The sequence below is a fragment of the Rothia sp. HMSC076D04 genome (genome assembly GCF_001814645.1).
Lineage (GTDB): Bacteria > Actinomycetota > Actinomycetes > Actinomycetales > Micrococcaceae > Rothia > Rothia mucilaginosa.
The window spans coordinates 133104-153377 of sequence record NZ_KV817364.1 but is presented as its reverse complement, the minus strand read 5'-3'; the positions used below and the strand labels follow the sequence as shown (position 1 = coordinate 153377).

The following is a 20274-nucleotide window of genomic DNA, read 5'->3' as shown; positions in this document are numbered from 1 at the left end:
AGTTCACTTTGGCCCGTGGCGCGCAGGATACATGGATATCACCATTAATGAATTTGTCATGCGGTACGGAATGCATGACATCGAAGAAGAAGTGAAAAAGACCCCAAAGAAGTACACCGATATGCCAAAGTATAAACAGGATGAATATCTGGGTACAAAAGTTGAATTTTAATATATAAAAGATAGGCTCTGAAATTATTAATATTCAGAGCCTATCTTTATCGCCTTATAATTTATAAAATTCCGCGCTGGTCAAGATCTCGCAATACAGATAGAAATGTCATGAACTCAACATCACTGTCATATCCGCATCGAGGTGTCCAACCCAGCCAGCTATATGCTTTATGCATATCTCCGCCCTCTTTCACACAACGCTTGAAATCCTCGGGGACGGGGGTAAGACCCACCTGAGGTTTGCCGTACATCCGGTAAAGGAAGAGAGCCTCAGTCGCCTCATAAGCTACCTCGTTGTAGTGGAACTTTCCATCCCCCCACCCGGCAGTGATACCTTCACGAGTAGCCCAGATAGCAATAGGGTAGTGCGGGTCATTGACCGAAATATCGCTATATGGCGAAGTAGCAGGAAGATCCTTAACCACGGGCCTACCCTTCACATGGTACAGAAACTCAAGAAGCTGCCCACGAGTCATCGCAGGCTGGGGAGCATTCTTATTCTTCTGAAGATAAAGACGGCGGCCGTGAGTAATAAGCCCAGTGCACTCCGCCCAAGCAATCACCTTATCCTGGTAATCACCCGGGGTATTGTATTCAGACTCATTAATGCAGGTAACTTCCAGTTCATCACCCGGAAAAGGAGAAAAAGTCTTAGGGTGCAATTGCGCTGCAGAAGCAGGTACCACCGCAGACAACAACAGAGAGGCGGCAGCAAAAGTACATGCCGCACCCTTCACAAATGGTTTCAACAGCATCGTTGGTTCCTTAAAAGAAAATAGTGGTTGGTTCTAAGACAATCTCAGTCTTATTAACTAGAAGTTTAGACTTTCTTAGCTTTCAAGGGAAGGTTGAAACTCTATAACCCCCAGATATCTTAAAAAGAAAATCCAAGACTCACCTCAACACCCCAGCCCTCAACGCCTCTGAACCTGCATAAGTGACCGGGCGGGGCGCATACCGTATGCTGGAAGGAGCGCCTCGCACACGTGGCGCCAAAGCGTTCAGAGGAGGAGAACGATGACCTACATTACCGGAGCCATCTACCCCAGCGGCGACCGCATCCGCATAGGCGCACCCGAAGAAGAAACCCTCAACGCCTACCAGCAGCCCAACACCGCCGTAGCCCTCGGATACGCCAACCCCGACATCCACGAACTACACGCCCTGCAAAAAACCTTCAACCTGCACGAACTCGCCATCGAAGACGCCGGACGAGGCCACCAGCGCGCCAAACTAGAACGATACGGCGACTCCCTCTTCACCGTCATCCGCCCCGCCATCTACCTCGACAAAGAAGAAGAAGTGCGCCTCAGCGAACTGCACCTCTTCACCGGCCCCCGCTACACCCTCGCACTCGTTCGCGACGAACAACGCAGCAACCAGCGCATCAACGACCAGTTCAACCTGCTCTACGCCACCCCCGATGCATCCCCCGCCCGACTGCTGCACCGCATCCTCGACAGCACCGTCGACGGGTACGCACCCGTGCTCGATGGCCTCGAAAACGACAGCGACGAAATCGAAGACATCCTCTTCTCCCACAGCGAGCGGCGCGACGCCAACTCCCTCGCACGGCGCATCTACGAACTGCTCAACCAGGTCATCGACTTCCAGCGTGCCTGCCGACCCCTCGAATCCATGATCGGCCGCATCATCGAAGGGATGCGCACCGGCGCGCTCGACCCCTCACCCTACCCGGGCGTATCCGACGAAGAAAAGAACGAAGAAGCGGTCGAGCTCGCCCGGCAGTTCCGCAACGTGCTCGACCACGTAACCCAAACAAAAGAACGCCTCGAAGACCTTCGCAGCTCCCTCGAAAACGCACTGCGCGTGCACGACACCCTGCTCGGTCAGCAGCAGAACGACGACACCAAGAGAATCTCCGCCTACGCGGCGCTACTCATGGTGCCCACCATCGTTGGCTCCGTGTACGGCATGAACTTTGAGGTCATGCCTGAACTCAAATGGGAGTTCGGCTACCCCGCCGCGCTGCTACTCATGGTGGGTTCCTGCCTGCTTCTCTACTGGTTCTTCAAGAAGAATAAATGGCTCTGATATGCGCGTATGCCGCATAAGGCATACACGATATACCTTATGCGGCGCGGTCGTACTGGGCACGCATTGCGCGGCGGCAATCACGACGCTCACGCTTGAACTTCTTACACACAGCCTCCGAATCGGCAAACATGTAGAAGTCCTCCGGCTCAGCCGACAAACCCAAAGTCGACAGCTCAACCAGCGACAGCATCGCGTAGAACATCTCGCGGCGCAGCTCAAAATTGCAGGCACCCGGAGCGGACTCCACCGCAAACACGCCGCCGGTGCACTCCAGCGCGCGCATCGCCCAGTGCTGAGTCCACAGGTCACCATTGACCGGGCTCACGCCCAGGCGAGTCAACGCCAGGCCGGTACCCTGCACACGCTCAAAGCGCAGGCACATCTCCAGGTCCTTCTCCAGGGGGAACACGAACAGCAGAGCGTTCTGTGCCGCCGCACGCAGCTCAGCCAGGTTCGCCTCGTAACCGGAAGCACCCTGAGTCAGGTGACGCATCACGCGGCCCATCGTCGAAGACGCCGGCGCGGTGCGGAAGCACGAACCGTCAGCCACCAGCTGCTCCAGAACGCCGCGGAGCTCCTCCACGTTGAAACGCTCCATACGGACGATGGTGCCCGCCTGCATTAGCAGGTTGAACTCTGCATCACGGCACAGCTGCTCATCTGCGGTGCAGGAAATCTCTGCGTTTGCGTACTGGCTCTCGTGAGTGGTGTTGTCCATGACCGTTCCTTCCGTAGATGCTGAATCAACCTAGCGGCAACACCGCAGGAGACGGTGTGCCCGGTCGGAAGGATCGTCCCTTCCAACACCTACACTCTATGAGCGACCCCTGACACGATAAGCAGTTTTTAATCTACCCCGGGGTAAAACTGGGAAAATTCTGAAAAATTCTGAAACCACCCGTGAAACCTAGCGAAACCCCGTGAAACAGAGAAAACCGGGTGCCCCCAGTTGGGAACACCCGGTCACTCATACGGAATAAGACGGCGCAACTAGCGCTGACGGTGCAGCAACCACAGCATGTACACGCCACCCAACGCGCCCGTCACCAGACCCACCGGAATCTGGAACGGCGCCAACGCACGAGCCGACACAAAATCAGCCAGCACCAAAATCACCGAACCCAGCAGCGCCGAATGCCACATCGCCATACCCGGAGTGTTCCACAGGCGGCGCGCAATCTGCGGGGCAACCAGCGCCAAGAAACCAATTGGGCCCGCAACAGAAATCGCCACAGCCACCAGGAGCACGGCAGCCGCCACCAGCAGGTTCACGGTCCTCTTCACCGGCAGGCCCAAACCCGCCGCCAAATCGTCGCCGAGCTCCAAGACGCGCAGGCGATGCGTCAGCATCAGCACCAGCGGAATCGCCACCAGCAGCAGCACCGCCTGCACCGACACCTGATTCCACGACAGCGCATTTAGCGAACCGTGTTGCCAGGTCTTCGCCGCCTCCGCCTTCTCCAAATCACCGCGTGTGATTAGGTAATCGTTCACGGAACTGAGCATCGCACTCACCGCAATACCAATCAGCACCATCTTCTGACCCATCGTCGCGCCACCGCGCACACCCGCCAGAAGCATCACCACGGCCGCCGTCGCAAAACCGCCAATAATAGCGCCCATGCCCATACCCACGCCGGTAGAACTCAACGACCCAATCAGCACCACAGACAGGGCACCGGTCGCCGAACCCACCGTGAAACCGATAATATCCGGCGAACCCAGAGCATTACGGGAAACCGACTGAAAAATAGCGCCCGATAAGCCCAAAGCCGCACCCACCACCACGGCGGCAAGCATACGCGGCAGACGCTGATTCAACACCAGCTGACGCTCAATCTCCGTGCCCTCACCCTGAAAAATCAGGCGAAACACCTGATCAGGGCTCATCTGATAACTACCAAACACCAGGGAGGCGACCGCCGCCACCACAAGCACCGCCACCACCAGCAGGGTACGCGGAATAGGGGTGCGGTAACGCCCCGGGATACGCACAGACCCGGCTACAGAACGAGACACAACGCTCACAATAAAACCTCTCAGAAACCGGGACCTACGAACCAAACGCGCCAGATGAACCAGACGAACCACGCGCAACAGGGCGCTGAGCACGATGCGGACCGTGCTCCGACACATGAGCTGGACCCGATTCATCGTGCGCCTGCGCCTTCGCACCCATGCGGCCCTTCTTCGCACCGCGCGCACCCGTACTCAATCGCAGCACCAGAACCATTAGCACCGGGGCACCAATAAAGGCGGTCACAATACCCACCTCAAGCTCACTCGGCATCACCAGAACGCGACCCAAAATATCGGAGGCAAGTACCAACACCGGGCCGTACACCAGCGACAGCGGCAGCACACGCGCAATATCGGAACCCACCAGCAGACGCACCACATGCGGCACGACCAGGCCCACAAAACCAATCGGGCCCGCAACCGCAGTCGCCGCACCACACAGTGCCATGATCGCAATAATCGTCGCGCCACGCACCATTGTCACCGGCACACCCAGGCCGGCTGCCGCATCCTCTCCAAGTGCCAGGGCACGCAGAGGACCAATCAGCATGAACGACAGCACCAAACCCAACGCCACAAAGGGCAGCGCAGACAGCACCTGCTCAAAGGTGCGGTTCTCCAGCGAACCCACCACCCAGAAACGGTGCGAATCAAAAGCCTTCGAATTAAACATCGTGATAATGCCGGTAATCGTGCCCAGGCAAGCGTTCACCGCCACACCAGTCAGCACCAGACGCGCCGTCGAATCCAGGTTCGGTTTAGAATCCACCAGGCCCATGACGAACACCAGCGCCGCTGCCAGACCCGAACCCAGTAGAGCCAGCCACAGCTGAACGAACGGGGAGGACACCCCAAAAACGCCCACACCCACCACCACGGAGGCGGCAGCACCCGAGTTCACACCCAGCAGACCCGGCTCAGCCAGCGGGTTACGGCTCAACGCCTGCATGAGCACACCCGACACCGCCAACGCGGCACCCACCAGCAACGCCGCGGCGGTACGCGGGGCACGCTTCGCCCAAATCAGCTTCGACTCAATAGTGTTCGCCTCCGGGTGGAGGAAACCGTCAATGGAGCGATCCAGGGGGAACATGCGCGAACCCACCGCAAACGACAGGGCGCAAAGCAGCACCAGCAGAACGCCGCCAATAATGAGCGCAACCGCCAGACGCGAGATAGACTTGCCGCCCTGACCGCCCGAGGAGGCGCCAGATACGGCGTCCGAAGAAGCGGAGAGGGCACGAATTTTCGCCAGGGAGGCAGCGCTGACGGTGGAGCCTTCGCTGACGGCGGGTCCGGAAGGGGGGGTGGTCTGTGGGGTCATATGCCTTGGAGGTGGTGGGGGAGCGGTGCGCTCCCGTGCGGACGGAGGATGCTTAACGTATCAATAGATGAGTATTAAGTATCGCATATGCATATATGAGGTTATCCTAATAAAATGGCAAATATGACGAATAAGATCACCCGCCGCTCCTTCGGCGCACTCGCACTCGGTTCCTTCGGTGCCCTCGCCCTGGCGGCATGCGGCTCCTCCAACACTTCCGGCTCTTCCTCCGCGTCTGCTTCTGCGACCGGTAAGAAGGTGGCACCCTCCGCCCTGCCCTCCGGCATGGGCACCACCACCGTTGACGGCGAATTCCCCCGCACCGTCAAGCACTTCCGCGGTGAAACCACCATCAAATCCGCACCCTCCAAGGTCGTGATTCTCTCCACCGGTCAGCTCGACGGCGTGCTCTCCCTGGGCATCGTACCCGTCGGCGCGGCAACTGCCGGTGACGCCGACCTGGTCCCCACCTACCTGAAGACCAAGTTCTCCGATAAGTCCGCAGAGCTCGACAAGATTGCCAAGGTCGGCAAGCGCACCGACCCGGACGTTGAGGCCATCGCAAACCTCAAGCCCGACCTGATCCTCATCAACAACACCAACAAGAAGGACGAGCTGTACGAGTCCCTCGCCAAGATCGCGCCGACCGTGGTCACCGAGGGTACCGGCATTAACTGGAAGCAGGACTTCCTGCTGATTGCCGCCGCGCTGGGTACCACCGAGAAGGCTGAGAAGCTTATGGAGGAGTACACCACCAAGGCGAAGTCGGTCGGTCAGAAGGCCGGCACCGAGAAGACCTTCTCCTTCCTGTACGCTTCCGCTGACCGCACCCGCATCTTCGCGAAGTCCTCGTTCGTGGGCTCCATCTGCCAGGATGCGTCCCTGGCACGCCCCGCAGCTGCGCAGGTTGAGAAGACTTCCATCGACCTGAGCTCCGAGCAGCTTGACCAGGCTGACGGCGATTACCTGTTCTACGGTGTGCAGGGCGGTGACGAGTCTAAGCTGACCGGTGAGGCGCTGTGGAGCACCCTCAAGGCTGTTACCGAGAAGCGCGCGCACAGCGTGGATTCTGATATGTTCTTCCTGAACGCTGGCCCGGCTGCCGCGCTTGGCGTTCTGGAGACCATTGAGAAGGCGCTCTAAAGGCTCTAGCCTCTCGTAGAGATTTGTAGAGAATCACTGAGTTCCACCAAGAATCACTGAAGCCCCGCATTCTTGCCTCTCATGCCCGTGCATGAGGGTGAGGAAGCGGGGCTTTCTGCACGCTGTGCACCTGTTTTTTGCCCGCCGGATGCACTTGTGACCGGATTCGGTGCGCGTCCGCCCGAAATAGGGTCTAATGGGGGTAGAAGGCGTAGCGGTACCGTTGCCCGCGCCTGACACACCGAACCTTCCACACCGATTAATTCACCGACGAAATGAGCACGTAATGCCGAAGAATAAGCCCTCCGAAGAGACCCTGGCGCAGGTACGCCGCGTCATCGACGCACTCAACGAGCGTGGCGCCCGCAAGCAGGCAATCCGCCTGAAGGTGACCCGCCCCGATGCACCGCTGCCGCAGACTGCTTCCAAGTTTGGTGGCCGCCCCTACCTGCCCGCCGGGGAGTCTGCGCCGACCAATGAGAAAGGTGAGCCGCTGGGCATGATCGCGCAGATTAACTGTGCCGACCTGCCCGAAAATGATATCTACCCAGCAACCGGTCTGCTGCAGTTCTGGATTAACCCCAACGACGAAAAGTGCTTGTGGGGTTACGACTACAAGAACCCGCTTTCGCAGAAAAACCACCGCGTGGTCTACTACGAGACGTTGGATGAGCCGAACCCGGATGCCCCCTTCCCGACCGTGAATTGGGATAAATACGATTGGCCTCTGGGCCCCGAGGGCGAGGACGTTTCTGAGGCGACCACCGAGTACGCACTTGCCTTCGAGACCTGGGAACAGAGCTTCCTGGACGGTGGCCTCGAAATCTACGACCAGTTCGCTGATGCCTGGGATGAAATGTACCCGGACCAGAAGCTTCCCGAGAACCCGAACGCACGCGATAACGCCTCCTACAACCTGCTGGAGCCCTTCGAATCGGAGGAGAGGGATTACTCGTATATTGGCGGCTACCCTTCGTTCGCGCAGGGTGACCCGCGCGATGAGTTTGAGGAGCTGCGCGGCCACTCGGTGAACCTGCTGACTATCGAGTCGGAGTGGGGCGAGGATGCTGAGGAGGACGTGTACGTGATATGGAGTGATGCCGGTGCAGCGAACTGGCTGATTACCCCGGAGGCACTTGCCGCCCGCGACTTCTCGCAGGTCGTCTTTGAGTGGGCTTGCAGCTAGACACCGTATTACTTTCACATCATCAATGAGGAGACTCTAAAATGCTCGACAACAAGCCGTTCAAGGACATCGAGAAGCAGGCGAAGCACGTTATCGACCTGCTCAACCAGGAGGGTGCCCGCAAGAAGGCTATCGCGCTGAAGCCCTTCGTTCCCGCCGATCCCTTGCCGCAGACTGCCTCCAAGTTTGGTGGCCGCCCCTACCTGCCCGCTGGCGAGTCCGCACCGACCAATGAGAAGGGTGAGCCGCTGGGTATGATTGCGCAGATTAACTGCGCTGACCTGCCCGAAAACGACCTGTACCCCGCCACCGGTCTGCTGCAGTTCTGGATGGACCCGAACGACGAAGAATGCCTGTGGGGTTACGACTACGAGAACCCGCTCTCTCAGAAGAATCACCGCGTCGTCTACTACGAGACGTTGGGCGAACCGAACCCGGACGCCCCGTTCCCGAACGTGGACTGGGACGAAGGCGGTTGGCCCATTGGCGGTTTCGACTGTGAGAGCGGCCCGCTCGAAATTGAGTACGGCATGACCTTTGAGGTGCGTGAGCAGGGTGTGACCGCATCCGGCTACGACTACTATGACCTCTTTGGCAAGAAATGGGATGAAACCTACCCGGATGAGTTGCTGCCCGAGGCGCACAAAAACCCGTATAAGAACCAGCCTCGCCGCGAAGCTATCTACGAGCTGACGGACCCCTTCGAGTCGGATGAAGAGTACTCCCACGTGGGCGGATACCCGTACTTCGTGCAGAATGACCCGCGTGACGAGTTCAAGGAGCTGCGCGGCCACACGGTGAACCTGCTGACTATCGTCTCCGAGTCGGAGAACGAGGAGAACGAAGACGAAGAAATCGAGATCATGTGGGGTGATGCCGGTGCGGCGAACTGGCTGATTACTCCGGAGACGCTTGCCGCCCGCGATTTCTCGCAGGTCGTCTTTGAGTGGGCCTGCGGCTAAGTAAGGTCTTGGCTGAGTAGCCGCAGGGGAGGGAAATAGAGAATAACCGCTCTATTTCCCTCCCCTTTTTGTGTACCTTTTATCGGGCACTTCTAAGCAGCGCGATACTTACGGTTCTTACTACGCGGCGGAGCCGTCGGGACAATCAGCTTCGCCTCCACAAGACTGCGCAGGTCATTCGTAATGGAGGTACGTGAAGCGCCCCGACCCCAATGTTCTTGGATATACGCCGTGGAAACAGCCTCGCCCTGTGCGCGCAGGCCGCGCACAATACCAGCCTGGCGTTCGCTGAGACCATCAAGCGACACGTCGACTCCCGTCGGTTCGACGGCGTCGGCTGAATCTTTGCCCGTGGAATGGGTTGCTTGCTGAGTCTTATCCTCAGGTGTGGTCTTCTGTTCCGTAGAAGACACATCCTGTGGGGGTTGCATCAGAGTGACCTGCACATAGAGTAGACGGTCAGCAAACTGGGGAGCGGGCAGACCCGCCTCCTTCAGCGCGCGCAGAACCGTGGGAATACCCGAAGCCCTGTTCTCCGCAATCAAACGCCCCGTCGCCGGGTCGGGCAGGTCAGTCAGAATGCTCGCCAGGTAGCTATTGCGGGTTGAAGAAACACCGGGCTGACCAAAATCTCGGATAGTCACGGCACCGTAAATACCACCCGGGCTACGCACCACCAGGCGGTTGGTGTAGAGCTCAACCTGCACCTGCGAGCCGCGCGCACCCGGCGAGTAGTCGCGGTGCATGAGGGCGTTAACCAGGAGCTCACGGATAGCCTCCAGCGGATACTCGTAGCGCTCAACCCGCCCGATACCGCTGCTGTTGAGACCCTCCATCGTGGACGTTTTGCGCATATTGCGAACCAAAACGCCCATCGCTTCATCCAGCATGGAGGGGATAGGCCCGGTACAGCTGTGATTGTCTAGGAAACGTCGACCGTCCTCGGTGACCTCACCGAGTTCTTCACCGGGAAGAACAACGACGCTCATCATCAGCTGCGGGAAGAACGCCTGCGGGTAGGAGCCCATGGCGAGAAGCGCCCCAAGAGTGGGCACTTCTCGACCCTCAGAATCGATGCGCAGAATGCGTGCCTGCAGAAGAACCTCACGGTCAGAAAGCGCCGCAAAAACGCGAGGCTGTTCTTCGCGGAGGCGGGCAACGTAGGCGCTGACGAGGGTGGGTGAGAGGTCCTTGAAGCTTGCCTCGCTGACGAGTTCCTCGTCGTAGCGGGGCTGACTGCGGTTCTCTAGGAGGCGGTCAATCTCGTACTTGGTGAGGCGAATATCGGCCTCGCCGACGCGCTGGTAGGAGCCGTTGTACATGCCGTGTGTTTCGATGTAGTAGGGCTTCTGCGTCGGGTCGCCGGGGAGTACGTCGATGCGCACGATACGGTGCTGCTCATCTGCCGCCTCAATTTGAATATCTACCGGGGGTCGAGGCGTGATCTTGGAACGGATTGCCTCAACGGATGCGTCGTGGACTGCCTGTGCATTGAAACCTTCAACCGGTTGCAGACCCTCTGCCGGGTCGGTCAGGCCAAGAAGGATGGTGCCACCGTCGCCGTTAGCGAAGGCGCTAACGGTTTCAAGAACGGACTTAGGGAACCCGCCAGCGGCAGCTTTGACTTCTACCCGCCCGTTTTCAGCCCGGTTATGGCGTAGGTTTTTGATGAGTTCGGCGGTGTTTGTTTCCATGCATGCTCCCGATGGCTACTTCTTGGTGAACGTCATAGCAACGTCATAACAGCATCATAACAATTTCTGTTATGAAGTTGTTATGATCCTGCGATAATGTTGTTATGATGCGATATTTTCCTCGCGCCTTGAACCTTGAAAACCCCGGATTTGCAAGCTAAAACCGGGTATTTTGCCGGCGCTGATTGAGCGCGCATCATAACAGCCGTCATAACAACTTCTGTTATGACAGCTGATATGATGCCCCGTCATAATCCGCAATAAACGACATATAGGTACCCGCACTTGGTGCCCCCCGCCGCCGGTGGCACAGTATAAAGTCGAGCCACTATCGACTCCCCGCACACAGGCGGGCAGATACACCAGGAGCAAACCAATGGCTGAACACACTTTCGGCTTCCGCACCCGCGCACTACACGCGGGCGGCACCCCCGACGCTGAACACGGTGCCCGCGCGGTCCCCATCTACCAGACTTCCTCCTTCGTCTTCAAAGACGCTGACGACGCCGCGAACCTCTTCTCCCTGCAGAAGTACGGCAACATCTACTCGCGCCTGTCCAACCCGACCGTCGCCGCGCTGGAGGAGCGCATCGCCTCCCTCGAAGGCGGCATCGGTGCGGTAGCGACCGCATCCGGCATGGCTGCCGAGTTCATCACCTTCGCGGCTCTGTGCCAGCAGGGCGACCACATTGTGGCATCTTCCCAGCTGTACGGCGGCACCGTCACCCAGCTGGACGTGTCTCTGCGCCGCTTCGGCATTGAGACCACCTTCGTGCCCGGCACCGACCCCGCCGACTACAAGGCGGCCCTGACCGAGAACACCAAGGCGATCTACACCGAGATCGTGGCGAACCCCTCCGGTGAGGTTGCCGACCTGGAAGGCCTCGCAGAGGTCGCCCACGAGGCGGGCATCCCCCTGGTCGTGGACGCAACCCTGTCCACCCCCTACCTGATCCGCCCCATCGAGCACGGCGCGGACATCGTCATTCACTCGGTCACCAAGTTCCTGGGCGGTCACGGCACCACCCTCGGCGGTATCGTCGTCGAGTCCGGTCGTTTCAACTGGGGTAACGGCAACTTCCCGTCCATGACCGAGCCGGTTCCCTCCTACAACGGCGTGTCCTGGTGGGGTAACTTCGGTGAGTTCGGTTTCCTGACTAAGCTGCGTTCTGAGCAGCTGCGTGACTTCGGTCCGTCGCTGAGCCCGCAGTCCGCGTTCAACCTGCTGCAGGGTGTTGAGACCCTGCCGCAGCGCATGGATGCGCACCTGGCGAACGCTAAGCAGGTTGTCGCATGGCTGGTTGAGGATCAGCGTATCGCCTACGTGAACTACGCCGGTCTGGAAGACCACCCGCACCACGAGCGTGCGAAGAAGCTTCTGCCGCTGGGCGTCGGTTCTGTGTTCTCCTTCGGTGTGAAGGCGACCGAGAAGGCTTCCGGCCGCCTGGTCGGCGGCGAGTTCATCGGTGCCCTGCAGCTGGCAAGCCACCTGGCGAACATCGGTGACGCCCGCACCCTGGTGCTGCACCCGGGTTCGACCACGCACCAGCAGCTGACCGCTGAGCAGCTGGCTGCTGGCGGTGTCGGTGAGGACCTGATCCGCATTTCCGTGGGTCTGGAAGACGTTGAAGATATCATTTGGGACCTGGATCAGGCGCTGACCTACGCGACCGGCCTGAACCACGCCGGTGAGCGTGTGGGCGAGTCCAGCGCAGACAAGGTTGTGGAAGCTGAAGAGGCGGTCGCCGCCGCTAAGGCCGCCGAGGACGCTGCCGCCGCTGAGGCTGCTGCTGGCGCATCCTGCTCCCTGCCTACTACCACTCAGGAGGAGAAGTAATGACTGAGAAGCGTACCTGGGTGGGTCCTTCCGCCCCTGAGCGTCTGAACATTCTGCGTAATACCCGCACGATCGCGATTGTGGGTATGAGCGATAAGATTTCGCGTGCCTCGTACTTTGTGGCAACGTACCTGCAGTCGGCGTCGCCGTACAAGCTGTATTTTGTGAACCCGATTCTGGCGGCGAAGGGCAAGCTTGTGCTGGGTCAGCCGGTGTACCCGTCGCTGCAGGACCTGCCGGAGGTCCCGGATCTGGTGGAGATTTTCCGCCGTAATGAGGACCTGCCGGGCGTGGTTCAGGAGGCTGTGGATCTGGGCGCGAAGACCGTGTGGATGCAGCTGGGCTCCTGGAGCGAGGAGGCTGCCGCGATTGGTGAGGCTGCCGGCCTGAACGTGGTGATGGATAAGTGCGTGAAGATTGAGCATGCGCGTTTCCACGGTGGCCTGCACCTGGCTGGTTTCAACACGGGCGTGATTTCTTCGAAGCGTCAGGTGCTGTCCAAGTAGCCTGCGCTGTGTAAGCTGCGGCTACCGTAGCTTGTAATTACAAAAATTAGGCGCTTGTCAGCGTGCTAGGAGGGGCGTACCCGGGGTGATTCCCGGGTACGCCCCTCCTTCATTAAGGACGATGTAGCGATATAAGCAACCAGAAGATAACCAGGGAAAACGCCCAGATTCCTTGAGAGCGTGTAGCTTCAATGTTATGGTTGTACTAACAGTCCCCCCTCCGCCTCTGATTCAAGCGCATCTCGAGGGGGTCCTTTTTTATGTTCGGTTCTACGGCGAACCGAGTAAGGAGAGCAGTGGTTTTGCCCAAGGAATCGTGCGTATTTCTGCCTTCAATAGAGGACCAGAAGGAATACCTTGTTGCTAAGAGGTATTTTCCTCAGGGAACGACCCTGAGCGATGATGACCGAGACATGCTTGCATGCTCTAATTTCCACTACCTTCTGGGATACTTTCGTAATTACAACAAATACAAGAGCGAGGGATTTCTGCCTGAGAAGCCAGACATCTCAGATATTTTAGATATTGTGCGTATGGATGTGGAGGTCTCTTCCCTCCTGTACGGATACATGAGGCAGAGCGAACAGGCGATTCGAGCTGCATGGGTGGAAGCATTCTGTACTTATCGTAGTCCCCATGAGTACCTCAACCCGGATGTATATATCTGCATAAATCAGGACAGGCCAGTAGATGCGCTTATCAAAGATATGATGCGGCATATCCTGCGATACCGTGAACCGTATGTTCGTGAGCGTATTGAGGAGTGGTGGAAATCTTGCGCTAAAAGTTCCTCTAAAAATCCCTCTGAAAGCTTGGAAGACTGGGAAGATGTTGAGGCGCTTCGAGAGATGATGCAAAAAGAGCTTCCCCTGTGGTCTATTGTTGATTCGTTTTCTTTGGGACTTCTCTCCCACGCAGTGGTCCAAAGTTATGCTTCAGAAACCTCCACTGAGTCTGGAGGTTCTGAAAAGTTGCTGCTCTACAAAAAGACCGCAGGGTATATGGGGGTGAACCATAAGCACTTTGAGGGCCGTCTTAAGTCTCTGACCACTCTGAGAAACCGTGTAGCTCATGGTTCTCGCCTCTGGATGATGCCAACGACTGATACCTCTGCAAAGCCTAAAATTTTTGCTAAGGACCTCCGCGAAGCGGACCCGAAAGGTATGTTGGTCAGCTTCGCCAATGTTGCTCTTTTGCAGGGAAACACCTGTCGTCAGAGGGAGGCCTGGAAAGCGATAAAAGCTTTAGTGAAGCAGAATGAGAGCTACTACATTGGCGTAGGTTCGCAGAAAATCTTCTGAAAACAGCGACAGTCCCGCAGGCACCTCGCATTATGACGCTGGCGTTCTCATTGGACTAAGAGAGGGGGCGTACCCGGGGTGATTCCCGGGGCGCCCCTAATCTGTGCCCGGTGGAGCATTCGGCGCGTTGTGGGCGAGATTGAGGGCGTAGCATCGCCCCTTGTCGAGAGCAGTTCAGCTTTAAGGTAAACCTGACCCCTATGTTCTGGGGTGCTAAGCCGGTATCCTAGTGTGGAGCCCGGCGGCCGGTACACAGCACACACGCGTACCGACCGCCGGGTTTTCCTCTCTCACAGATTGTGACGGAATATTACGTTGAATTCTCTCGGGTCTGGAATAACTGTAGGATAGCCAGCGTTGCACCCGCAGAGAGGGGCACACCGCACGATGCCCCCGGGTTACCGCAGGGTGACAACCCGCAACTACAAGAGCATCAACCACCACACGAAAGAAGAACACTATGTCCGCAATGATTAACCGCCGTACCGTCCTCGCAGGCACCGCCTTCACCGGCCTGGCTGCACTGCTCGCAGCGTGCGGTTCGTCCAGCAGCAGCACCGCATCCAGCACCAACAAGCTGGAGGCTATCAAGTCTGCCGGCAAGATTCGTGTGGGCCTGGAGGGCACCTACCGCCCCTTCTCCTTCCACGACTCGAACGGCGCCCTGGTCGGTTTCGAGAAGGAAATCATCGACCTGGTCGCTAAGGACCTGGGCGTCACCGCAGAGTTCACCGAAACCCCCTGGGATTCGCTGATCGCCGGTGTGGACGCTGACCGCTACGACATCGTCATCAACAACGTTTCTGCAACCGACGAGCGTAAGCAGAAGTACGACTTCTCCGTACCCTACCTGTACTCCGAGCCGAAGGTTGCCGTGAAGAAGGATTCTTCCCTGCAGAACGTGAGCGAGATTTCCGGTCACTCCTCGGCGCAGTCTGAGACCTCGAACTTCCGCAAGATGGTGGAGGCGAAGGGCGCCTCGATCGTGGTCGTTTCCGGTTTCGATGAGGCTATCGAGCAGGTCCTCTCGGGCCGTGCAGAGATGACCGCGAACGACTCCGTGTCCTTCGCTGAGTACTTCAAGGAGCACCCGGACGCCAACCTGCGCCTGCTCTCCGGTGACCTGGGCACCGGTAGCAACTCCTCCATCCTGCTGCCTAAGGGTCAGGATGCCCTGCGTAACGCTATCGATGAGTCGCTGAAGAAGCACCTGGAGAACGGTGACATCAAGGCGATTTACGAGAAGTACGTGGGCGAAGACCTCTCCCCGAAGAACTAACACTCTCATAAGGAGCTGAGTTCCGCGCATGGAACGCTACCTCAACCTCTGGGCAGAATCACTGCCGCAGCTGCTGACCTCGACGGTGGCAGTGACCATTCCGCTATCGCTCATCTCCTTCGCGCTAGCGCTGCTGGTGGGCATCATCTCCGCCGGCGCGCGCACGAGCCGCTTTGCACCGGTGAACTGGCTGGCCTGGCTGTATATCTGGGTCTTCCGCGGCACCCCGCTGCTGGTGCAGCTGTTCATCGTCTTTTACGGCCTGCCGAAGGTCGGTATTGCCCTGGACGTGTGGAGCGCCGCGATCATCACGATGAGCCTGCACACCGGTGCGTACGTGGCGGAGACGTTCCGCTCCGCGGTGGCTGCTATTCCGCGCGGCCAGTTTGAGGCGGCGGCAACTCTGAACTTCACCCGCATGCAGACCCTGCGCCACGTGGTCATTCCGCAGGCGGTGCGTATCGCGCTGCCGAACCTGGGCAACAACTTCATTGACCTGATTAAGGGCACTTCGCTGGTGTCGGTCATTTCAATGGTTGACCTGTTCCAGACCGGTAAGCAGATCGCGTCGCGTACTTTCGAGCCGCTGGCAATGTACTCCGAGGTCGCCATCATTTACCTGGTAATTTTCACTCTGCTGACCGCCGCACAGTCGGCGCTGGAGAAGTACAGCAACCGTTACGTGAGGAGCAACAATGCTTAGCGTTGAATCCCTGTCGAAGAGCTTCGGCGATACGCAGGTGCTCAAGAACATTAGCCTGGACATCCCCGACGGTGAGACCACGGTGATTCTGGGCCCGTCCGGTAGCGGTAAGTCGACTCTGCTGCGTTGCCTGAACCTGCTGGAAACCCCGCAGTCCGGCACGCTCACCATTGACGACGCGCAGGTGGATTACAGCCAGAAGCTCACCGACGCGCAGGTGCGTGATATTCGTTCCCGTTCGGCGATGGTGTTCCAGCAGTTCAACCTGTTCCCGAACTACACGGCGTTGAAGAACGTGGCGCTCGCCCCGACCCTCAACGGCACCCTGAGCGCTCAGCAGGCGCAGGAGCGTGCCCGCGAGCTGCTGGCGAAGGTGGGTCTTGCCGACAAGGTAGATTCCTACCCGGACGCTCTCTCTGGTGGCCAGCAGCAGCGTGTGGCGATTGCCCGCGCCTTGGCGTTGGAACCCTCCTACCTGCTCTTTGATGAGCCGACGAGTGCGCTGGATCCCGAGCTGGAGGCGGAGGTGATCCGCGTGCTGATGCAGCTGGCGAAGGAGGGGCGCTCCCTGGTCATCGTGACGCACAATATGGCGTTTGCGAAGAAGGTTGCGGATCGTATCGTGTTCCTGGAGAACGGTACCCTGCGTTATAACGGTGAGCCGGCCGGTTTCTTTGCTTCGGATGATGAGCGTATCCGTAAGTTCTTGACCGTGTACGACAGCACCGAGTACACGATTTAGGCATATTGCACATAGTAAATATGGGCTGGTTTCTGCCGGTCAGATAATCATCTGACGTGCGGAAACCAGCCCATATTCTATATTCAGCATATATTCGTTCTACTCTGAAGGCCTCTTCGAGCGGCGGTACTCCTCCAGCTGCTCAGGACTGACCACCTGTAGCTGGTCGGTGAGCGGATTACCCGGCGACCAGCCCTCATCCTGAACCGAGTTCTCTTCACGGTTGAAGAAGGTGAGCAGGCGGGGGCGGTGCACCTGCAGGCCGCCCGGGGTGGTCGGTAGCTGCCAATTCTTCATATGGGAGAGCACACCAAACACCAGGCACAAGATGATAGACAGCGCCATCGCCAGGTTAGGGCGGTGGAACAAGCCGGTTACCAGAGCGGTTTCAGAAGCACCCATAAACGCGACCGTTGCGTACAGGGAGTTACCACCAAAGATTGCCGGGATGCGGTTGACCATAATGTCACGGATAACGCCGCCACCGACCGCGGTGGTGATGCCCAACGCGATAGCGGGCAGCCAGTGCAGACCCAAGTTCAGGGACTTAATGGTGCCGGTTGCAGCCCAGCATCCCATGCCCACGAAGTCGACAACGAGCATGGTTCGGGTCGCCCAGCGGGCACTCAAATCGATGCTGTACGCAAGGATGGAAGAAACGATAGCACCCACCCAGTAGCCGCCGTCAGTGAGTGCCACGGGCAGTCCGGAGTTCAGTAGGATGTCGCGAATCATACCGCCGCCCATGCCGCAGGCGACCGCAAGCAGTAGGAAGCCCACAATGTCGAATCGGAAGGCGCGCGCCACAGCACCGCCGAGCAGGCCGTTAGCGACAACGGCGGCAATGTCGACGATGCGGAATACCTGATCCGGGTCAAAGAGCTCGTGCATGGGCGTTCTCCTGCGTACGTGATGCGTGTGCTGTGGGTACCGGTAGGGGAAGTGCGCGCAACGGGGGGGTCGGGTGACGACGTTATCACCGCATCCGGCTCTGTCTGCCTGTGCGCGTACCTGAACTGGCACCGATTTATTGTAGACCCGCCGCCGCTCCTGCTCCTAGTTGAAAGGTGCTCATGACGAGCTCTGAGACGTAACGGAGAAGCGTGTGGGCGCGCTAAAAGATGGGCGTAGAATGAGTGAATCTCCACCCCCAATGCTCTGTCATGATTGTTTCTGCGCTGGGTTCTTTCCAGGACGGTAGTGGCATCATTTCTTCGCTACTGTTGGCATTGAGCCCCCTGAATGCGGTGGAGTCTATGGCGATCATGATGTTTGCCGGTGCGGCGCTGTCGGCGCTCATGGTGTGGCTACCCTCCCATAAGCTGAGCGCTCGCTAAGCTGGGTCTAGACGAATACTGAAGGCATGTGGCCCGGTCGTTTGATAGACCGGGCCACATCGCAAATCGTTATCTGCGTAAGGTGAAAGGAGCCGCCGTGACGGTATCGCGTGACGAAGTTTTCGAAATCCTGCGGGGCGTGGTGCCCCGCCTGGAGGAGGTGCTTCCCGGCTGGTCGGTGCGCCCCAATATCACGGGTACCGGCGCGGTGGGGCTCTATCTGGACGGCCCCGCAATCTACCGGGACGGCGAGCCCCTGACCGGCGTGAACGCCGAGGGTGAGCCGGTCGTTCGGCACCTGTGCGGCACGATTCAGACCGCTGACCGCGGCCTGCCGCAGGAGCTCGGGCAGGTGCGCTACCAGTACATCCTGGGCGTGAGCGTGGCGGAGCACGAGAGCGAGTATCCCGAACTGGCCGACCTGGCGAGCGTGGGGGAGCCGAGCTGGGTTCCTGCGCTGAGGGCCCTGGAGGCGCTGGTGGAGTTCGAGGGCCGCGAGACGCTGTTCATCAGCCGCGGCGGGTACGTGCCCGGTCGCCGCGCCCTGGGTAAGCGCCGCGTGGCGCTGCGGCGCGAGTTCTTCCCCGGTAAGCCCTGGCTGGGTTTGGGCACGATTGACTGGTGTGCGGGCGTGCGCTCGACCCCGGTGTACGCCGAGGATCTGGTGGCTCTGGTGGCCGCGGCGACGCGCCTGGCGAGTAGCTGGGATGCAGCCCTGCGCATTGGCGCTGCGGACAGCCAAAAGTAGTTAAAACAAAGCGGCGCATCCGACCCGTGATGGGGTGGATGCGCCGCTTCTGTGTGTGCTCTAACGCTGAGTGGGTTTAGTCCAGTGCCTCAGCCAGTTTGAACGAGTCGAGCCGTATGAGATATTGCCTCATCGATAGCATGCAAGGGTGATGCATCCTGCTACCTCTACGGGGGCGTAACCGTAGCATTTGTAGAGCGCAACGGCGTGTTCACTAGCGACGTCGGTAGTAATGAGTCGCTGTCGAATGTCTTCTCGGTCAAAGTCATCAATGACACGCTTTAGAAGCGCAGAGCCAACGCCCTGACGCTGGGCGTGTGGATGCACTAGGAGGTCCTGAATGTAGGCGATAGATTGTCCGTCCCCGACGGCGCGGACTAGCCCGACGAGTCGTCCCGTTCCGTCCGTGGTTGCCTCTCGTGCGGTGTATAGATACCGCGACCCTTCCAACATCGGGATGAGACGTTCGGGCGTTTTGGTATAGGCGCTCCAGCCCACAGAATCGTAAAGCTCAGTAAGTTCTTCTACGCTGGGAAGAGGGCTGGTGGAGTCCAAAATACAGTACCGCATACAGGCATTGTATAGCGCCAAATCGAGGGAGCTAGGAAAGCCGTCCAACGCGTTTTTAGCTACTGCAGGGCATAATCTGTGCATAAAGGAAGCGGCGCATCCGACCCGTAAAGGGGTGGATGCGCCGCTTCTGTGTGTGCTCTAACGCTGAGTGGGTTTAGCCCAGTGCCTCAGCCAGCTGAATGCCCTGTGCCACGCCACCGAGGGTTGCAGCAATACGAATCAGGTCGTTGACCTGCTCCTTGGTTGCGCCCTCTTCGCGCAGGGTGTGCTCGTGAGCCTCAACGCAGTGGGAGCAGCCGTTGACTGCGGACACTGCCAGTGCGAACATCTCGAAGTCCAGCTTCTCAATGCCACCGTTCTTACCGATGATCTGCATGCGCAGGTTTGCGCGCTGGTCATCGTAGGCGCCGTTCAGGAAGCCACGGGTGCGGTAGAAGATGTTGTTCATGCCCATGATGGTTGCAGCGCCCAGAGCAGCCTCGTAAGCGGTGTCGCTCAGGTGCTCCTTAGCCTCTGCAGCAATCTCAACAACAACAGAGTCAACCTTGGTTGCTGCTGCGGTTGCGAGGATTGCGCCCCAGAGCTGCTGCTCGGTGAGGGAGGTGATGCGGGGCAGGGAGGACAGGTTGAGGTTCATGTCCTTCGCGTAGGAAGGCAGAGCCGAACGCAGGTTATCGATGCTCATGGA

Annotated in this window: 21 protein-coding genes; 13 read left to right on the top strand and 8 right to left on the bottom strand. The window is 58.7% G+C overall.

From position 1 onward, the window contains the following. Positions 1 to 31: 31 nt before the first annotated feature. Positions 32 to 172, top strand: a complete 141-nt coding sequence (locus HMPREF2980_RS09490) for a hypothetical protein (RefSeq protein WP_168165471.1) — start codon at positions 32 to 34, stop codon at positions 170 to 172. 61 nt (positions 173 to 233) lie between these two features. On the opposite strand, the gene HMPREF2980_RS02330 is transcribed toward HMPREF2980_RS09490, so the two are convergent. Then, entirely contained in the window at positions 234 to 929 is a 696-nt protein-coding gene (locus HMPREF2980_RS02330) for an S-layer homology domain-containing protein (protein WP_070677786.1), read from the bottom strand. Between the two features lie 262 nt (positions 930 to 1191). Here HMPREF2980_RS02330 and HMPREF2980_RS02325 point away from each other — a divergent pair, with 262 nt between their 5' ends. Then, a complete protein-coding gene (locus HMPREF2980_RS02325) occupies positions 1192 to 2229 on the top strand; it encodes a magnesium and cobalt transport protein CorA (RefSeq protein WP_005507281.1) in 1038 nt (345 codons plus the stop codon). A gap of 37 nt (positions 2230 to 2266) precedes the next feature. Here HMPREF2980_RS02325 and HMPREF2980_RS02320 read toward each other — a convergent pair whose 3' ends face one another. The 3 genes from HMPREF2980_RS02320 to HMPREF2980_RS02310 form a co-directional block, all read right to left on the bottom strand. Next, positions 2267 to 2950: a hypothetical protein gene (locus HMPREF2980_RS02320; RefSeq protein ID WP_012904284.1), complete on the bottom strand. Its 684-nt coding sequence runs from the start codon at positions 2948 to 2950 to the stop codon at positions 2267 to 2269. A gap of 272 nt (positions 2951 to 3222) precedes the next feature. Further along, positions 3223 to 4260 (bottom strand): FecCD family ABC transporter permease, encoded by a 1038-nt coding sequence (locus HMPREF2980_RS02315; protein ID WP_083301074.1) that lies wholly within the window; start codon positions 4258 to 4260, stop codon positions 3223 to 3225. Positions 4261 to 4285: 25 nt separating this feature from the next. Continuing rightward, positions 4286 to 5575, bottom strand: coding sequence for a FecCD family ABC transporter permease (locus tag HMPREF2980_RS02310; protein WP_070689979.1), 1290 nt, complete (start codon positions 5573 to 5575; stop codon positions 4286 to 4288). A gap of 123 nt (positions 5576 to 5698) precedes the next feature. Here HMPREF2980_RS02310 and HMPREF2980_RS02305 point away from each other — a divergent pair, with 123 nt between their 5' ends. The 3 genes from HMPREF2980_RS02305 to HMPREF2980_RS02295 all read left to right on the top strand — a co-directional run bounded on the left by HMPREF2980_RS02305 (position 5699) and on the right by HMPREF2980_RS02295 (position 8866). Next, complete coding sequence (locus tag HMPREF2980_RS02305) at positions 5699 to 6718, top strand: ABC transporter substrate-binding protein (RefSeq protein ID WP_070605202.1); 1020 nt, start codon at positions 5699 to 5701, stop codon at positions 6716 to 6718. Between the two features lie 286 nt (positions 6719 to 7004). Beyond that, positions 7005 to 7904 carry a YwqG family protein gene (locus HMPREF2980_RS02300; protein ID WP_070605136.1) on the top strand — a complete coding sequence of 300 codons (900 nt, stop codon included), beginning with the start codon at positions 7005 to 7007 and terminating at the stop codon, positions 7902 to 7904. A 41-nt stretch (positions 7905 to 7945) separates the two neighbouring features. Next, positions 7946 to 8866 carry a YwqG family protein gene (locus HMPREF2980_RS02295; RefSeq protein ID WP_070605134.1) on the top strand — a complete coding sequence of 307 codons (921 nt, stop codon included), beginning with the start codon at positions 7946 to 7948 and terminating at the stop codon, positions 8864 to 8866. Between the two features lie 92 nt (positions 8867 to 8958). Here HMPREF2980_RS02295 and HMPREF2980_RS02290 read toward each other — a convergent pair whose 3' ends face one another. After that, positions 8959 to 10560, bottom strand: a complete 1602-nt coding sequence (locus HMPREF2980_RS02290; protein ID WP_070605131.1) for an ATP-binding protein — start codon at positions 10558 to 10560, stop codon at positions 8959 to 8961. Positions 10561 to 10936: 376 nt separating this feature from the next. Here HMPREF2980_RS02290 and HMPREF2980_RS02285 point away from each other — a divergent pair, with 376 nt between their 5' ends. The 6 genes from HMPREF2980_RS02285 to HMPREF2980_RS02260 all read left to right on the top strand — a co-directional run bounded on the left by HMPREF2980_RS02285 (position 10937) and on the right by HMPREF2980_RS02260 (position 16928). After that, a complete protein-coding gene (locus HMPREF2980_RS02285; protein WP_005509182.1) occupies positions 10937 to 12397 on the top strand; it encodes an O-acetylhomoserine aminocarboxypropyltransferase/cysteine synthase family protein in 1461 nt (486 codons plus the stop codon). Beyond that, a complete protein-coding gene (locus HMPREF2980_RS02280; protein ID WP_005509183.1) occupies positions 12397 to 12903 on the top strand; it encodes a CoA-binding protein in 507 nt (168 codons plus the stop codon). Before HMPREF2980_RS02285 ends, HMPREF2980_RS02280 begins: the two co-directional genes overlap by 1 nt. A gap of 296 nt (positions 12904 to 13199) precedes the next feature. Further along, positions 13200 to 14204 carry an Abi family protein gene (locus HMPREF2980_RS02275; protein WP_049361881.1) on the top strand — a complete coding sequence of 335 codons (1005 nt, stop codon included), beginning with the start codon at positions 13200 to 13202 and terminating at the stop codon, positions 14202 to 14204. Between the two features lie 460 nt (positions 14205 to 14664). Continuing rightward, entirely contained in the window at positions 14665 to 15483 is an 819-nt protein-coding gene (locus HMPREF2980_RS02270; protein ID WP_070689977.1) for a transporter substrate-binding domain-containing protein, read from the top strand. A 28-nt stretch (positions 15484 to 15511) separates the two neighbouring features. Continuing rightward, the gene (locus HMPREF2980_RS02265) at positions 15512 to 16186 is read left to right on the top strand and encodes an amino acid ABC transporter permease (RefSeq protein WP_049346553.1); all 675 of its coding nucleotides are present in this window, start codon (positions 15512 to 15514) and stop codon (positions 16184 to 16186) included. Then, positions 16179 to 16928 (top strand): amino acid ABC transporter ATP-binding protein, encoded by a 750-nt coding sequence (locus HMPREF2980_RS02260; protein WP_070688064.1) that lies wholly within the window; start codon positions 16179 to 16181, stop codon positions 16926 to 16928. The genes HMPREF2980_RS02265 and HMPREF2980_RS02260 overlap by 8 nt, the downstream gene beginning before the upstream one ends. 99 nt (positions 16929 to 17027) lie before the next feature. Here HMPREF2980_RS02260 and HMPREF2980_RS02255 read toward each other — a convergent pair whose 3' ends face one another. Then, complete coding sequence (locus HMPREF2980_RS02255) at positions 17028 to 17819, bottom strand: trimeric intracellular cation channel family protein (RefSeq protein WP_070688066.1); 792 nt, start codon at positions 17817 to 17819, stop codon at positions 17028 to 17030. A 272-nt stretch (positions 17820 to 18091) separates the two neighbouring features. Between HMPREF2980_RS02255 and HMPREF2980_RS09485 the strand changes: the two genes are divergently transcribed. Both HMPREF2980_RS09485 and HMPREF2980_RS02250 read left to right on the top strand, forming a co-directional pair. Beyond that, positions 18092 to 18265 carry a hypothetical protein gene (locus HMPREF2980_RS09485; protein ID WP_162837467.1) on the top strand — a complete coding sequence of 58 codons (174 nt, stop codon included), beginning with the start codon at positions 18092 to 18094 and terminating at the stop codon, positions 18263 to 18265. Positions 18266 to 18362: 97 nt separating this feature from the next. After that, complete coding sequence (locus HMPREF2980_RS02250; protein WP_070688068.1) at positions 18363 to 19013, top strand: L-alanine-DL-glutamate epimerase; 651 nt, start codon at positions 18363 to 18365, stop codon at positions 19011 to 19013. Positions 19014 to 19142: 129 nt separating this feature from the next. Here the strand turns inward: HMPREF2980_RS02250 and HMPREF2980_RS02245 are convergent, their stop codons facing one another. Together HMPREF2980_RS02245 and HMPREF2980_RS02240 are read right to left on the bottom strand one after the other, a co-directional pair. Next, positions 19143 to 19583, bottom strand: a complete 441-nt coding sequence (locus HMPREF2980_RS02245; RefSeq protein WP_049346711.1) for a GNAT family N-acetyltransferase — start codon at positions 19581 to 19583, stop codon at positions 19143 to 19145. Positions 19584 to 19740: 157 nt separating this feature from the next. Then, positions 19741 to 20271 (bottom strand): alkylhydroperoxidase, AhpD family, encoded by a 531-nt coding sequence (locus tag HMPREF2980_RS02240; RefSeq protein WP_070688070.1) that lies wholly within the window; start codon positions 20269 to 20271, stop codon positions 19741 to 19743. Positions 20272 to 20274 lie beyond the last annotated feature (3 nt).

Coding starts and splice junctions, on each gene's coding strand:
- HMPREF2980_RS02245 (WP_049346711.1), bottom strand. CDS start 19,583: ATGCGGTACTGTATTTTGGACTCCACCAGCCCTCTTCCCAGCGTAGAA.
- HMPREF2980_RS02320 (WP_012904284.1), bottom strand. CDS start 2,950: ATGGACAACACCACTCACGAGAGCCAGTACGCAAACGCAGAGATTTCC.
- HMPREF2980_RS02285 (WP_005509182.1), top strand. CDS start 10,937: ATGGCTGAACACACTTTCGGCTTCCGCACCCGCGCACTACACGCGGGC.
- HMPREF2980_RS02300 (WP_070605136.1), top strand. CDS start 7,005: ATGCCGAAGAATAAGCCCTCCGAAGAGACCCTGGCGCAGGTACGCCGC.
- HMPREF2980_RS02330 (WP_070677786.1), bottom strand. CDS start 929: ATGCTGTTGAAACCATTTGTGAAGGGTGCGGCATGTACTTTTGCTGCC.
- HMPREF2980_RS02310 (WP_070689979.1), bottom strand. CDS start 5,575: ATGACCCCACAGACCACCCCCCCTTCCGGACCCGCCGTCAGCGAAGGC.
- HMPREF2980_RS02290 (WP_070605131.1), bottom strand. CDS start 10,560: ATGGAAACAAACACCGCCGAACTCATCAAAAACCTACGCCATAACCGG.
- HMPREF2980_RS02265 (WP_049346553.1), top strand. CDS start 15,512: ATGGAACGCTACCTCAACCTCTGGGCAGAATCACTGCCGCAGCTGCTG.
- HMPREF2980_RS02280 (WP_005509183.1), top strand. CDS start 12,397: ATGACTGAGAAGCGTACCTGGGTGGGTCCTTCCGCCCCTGAGCGTCTG.
- HMPREF2980_RS02260 (WP_070688064.1), top strand. CDS start 16,179: ATGCTTAGCGTTGAATCCCTGTCGAAGAGCTTCGGCGATACGCAGGTG.
- HMPREF2980_RS09490 (WP_168165471.1), top strand. CDS start 32: ATGGATATCACCATTAATGAATTTGTCATGCGGTACGGAATGCATGAC.
- HMPREF2980_RS02305 (WP_070605202.1), top strand. CDS start 5,699: ATGACGAATAAGATCACCCGCCGCTCCTTCGGCGCACTCGCACTCGGT.
- HMPREF2980_RS02255 (WP_070688066.1), bottom strand. CDS start 17,819: ATGCACGAGCTCTTTGACCCGGATCAGGTATTCCGCATCGTCGACATT.
- HMPREF2980_RS02240 (WP_070688070.1), bottom strand. CDS start 20,271: ATGAGCATCGATAACCTGCGTTCGGCTCTGCCTTCCTACGCGAAGGAC.
- HMPREF2980_RS02295 (WP_070605134.1), top strand. CDS start 7,946: ATGCTCGACAACAAGCCGTTCAAGGACATCGAGAAGCAGGCGAAGCAC.
- HMPREF2980_RS02270 (WP_070689977.1), top strand. CDS start 14,665: ATGTCCGCAATGATTAACCGCCGTACCGTCCTCGCAGGCACCGCCTTC.
- HMPREF2980_RS09485 (WP_162837467.1), top strand. CDS start 18,092: ATGATTGTTTCTGCGCTGGGTTCTTTCCAGGACGGTAGTGGCATCATT.
- HMPREF2980_RS02325 (WP_005507281.1), top strand. CDS start 1,192: ATGACCTACATTACCGGAGCCATCTACCCCAGCGGCGACCGCATCCGC.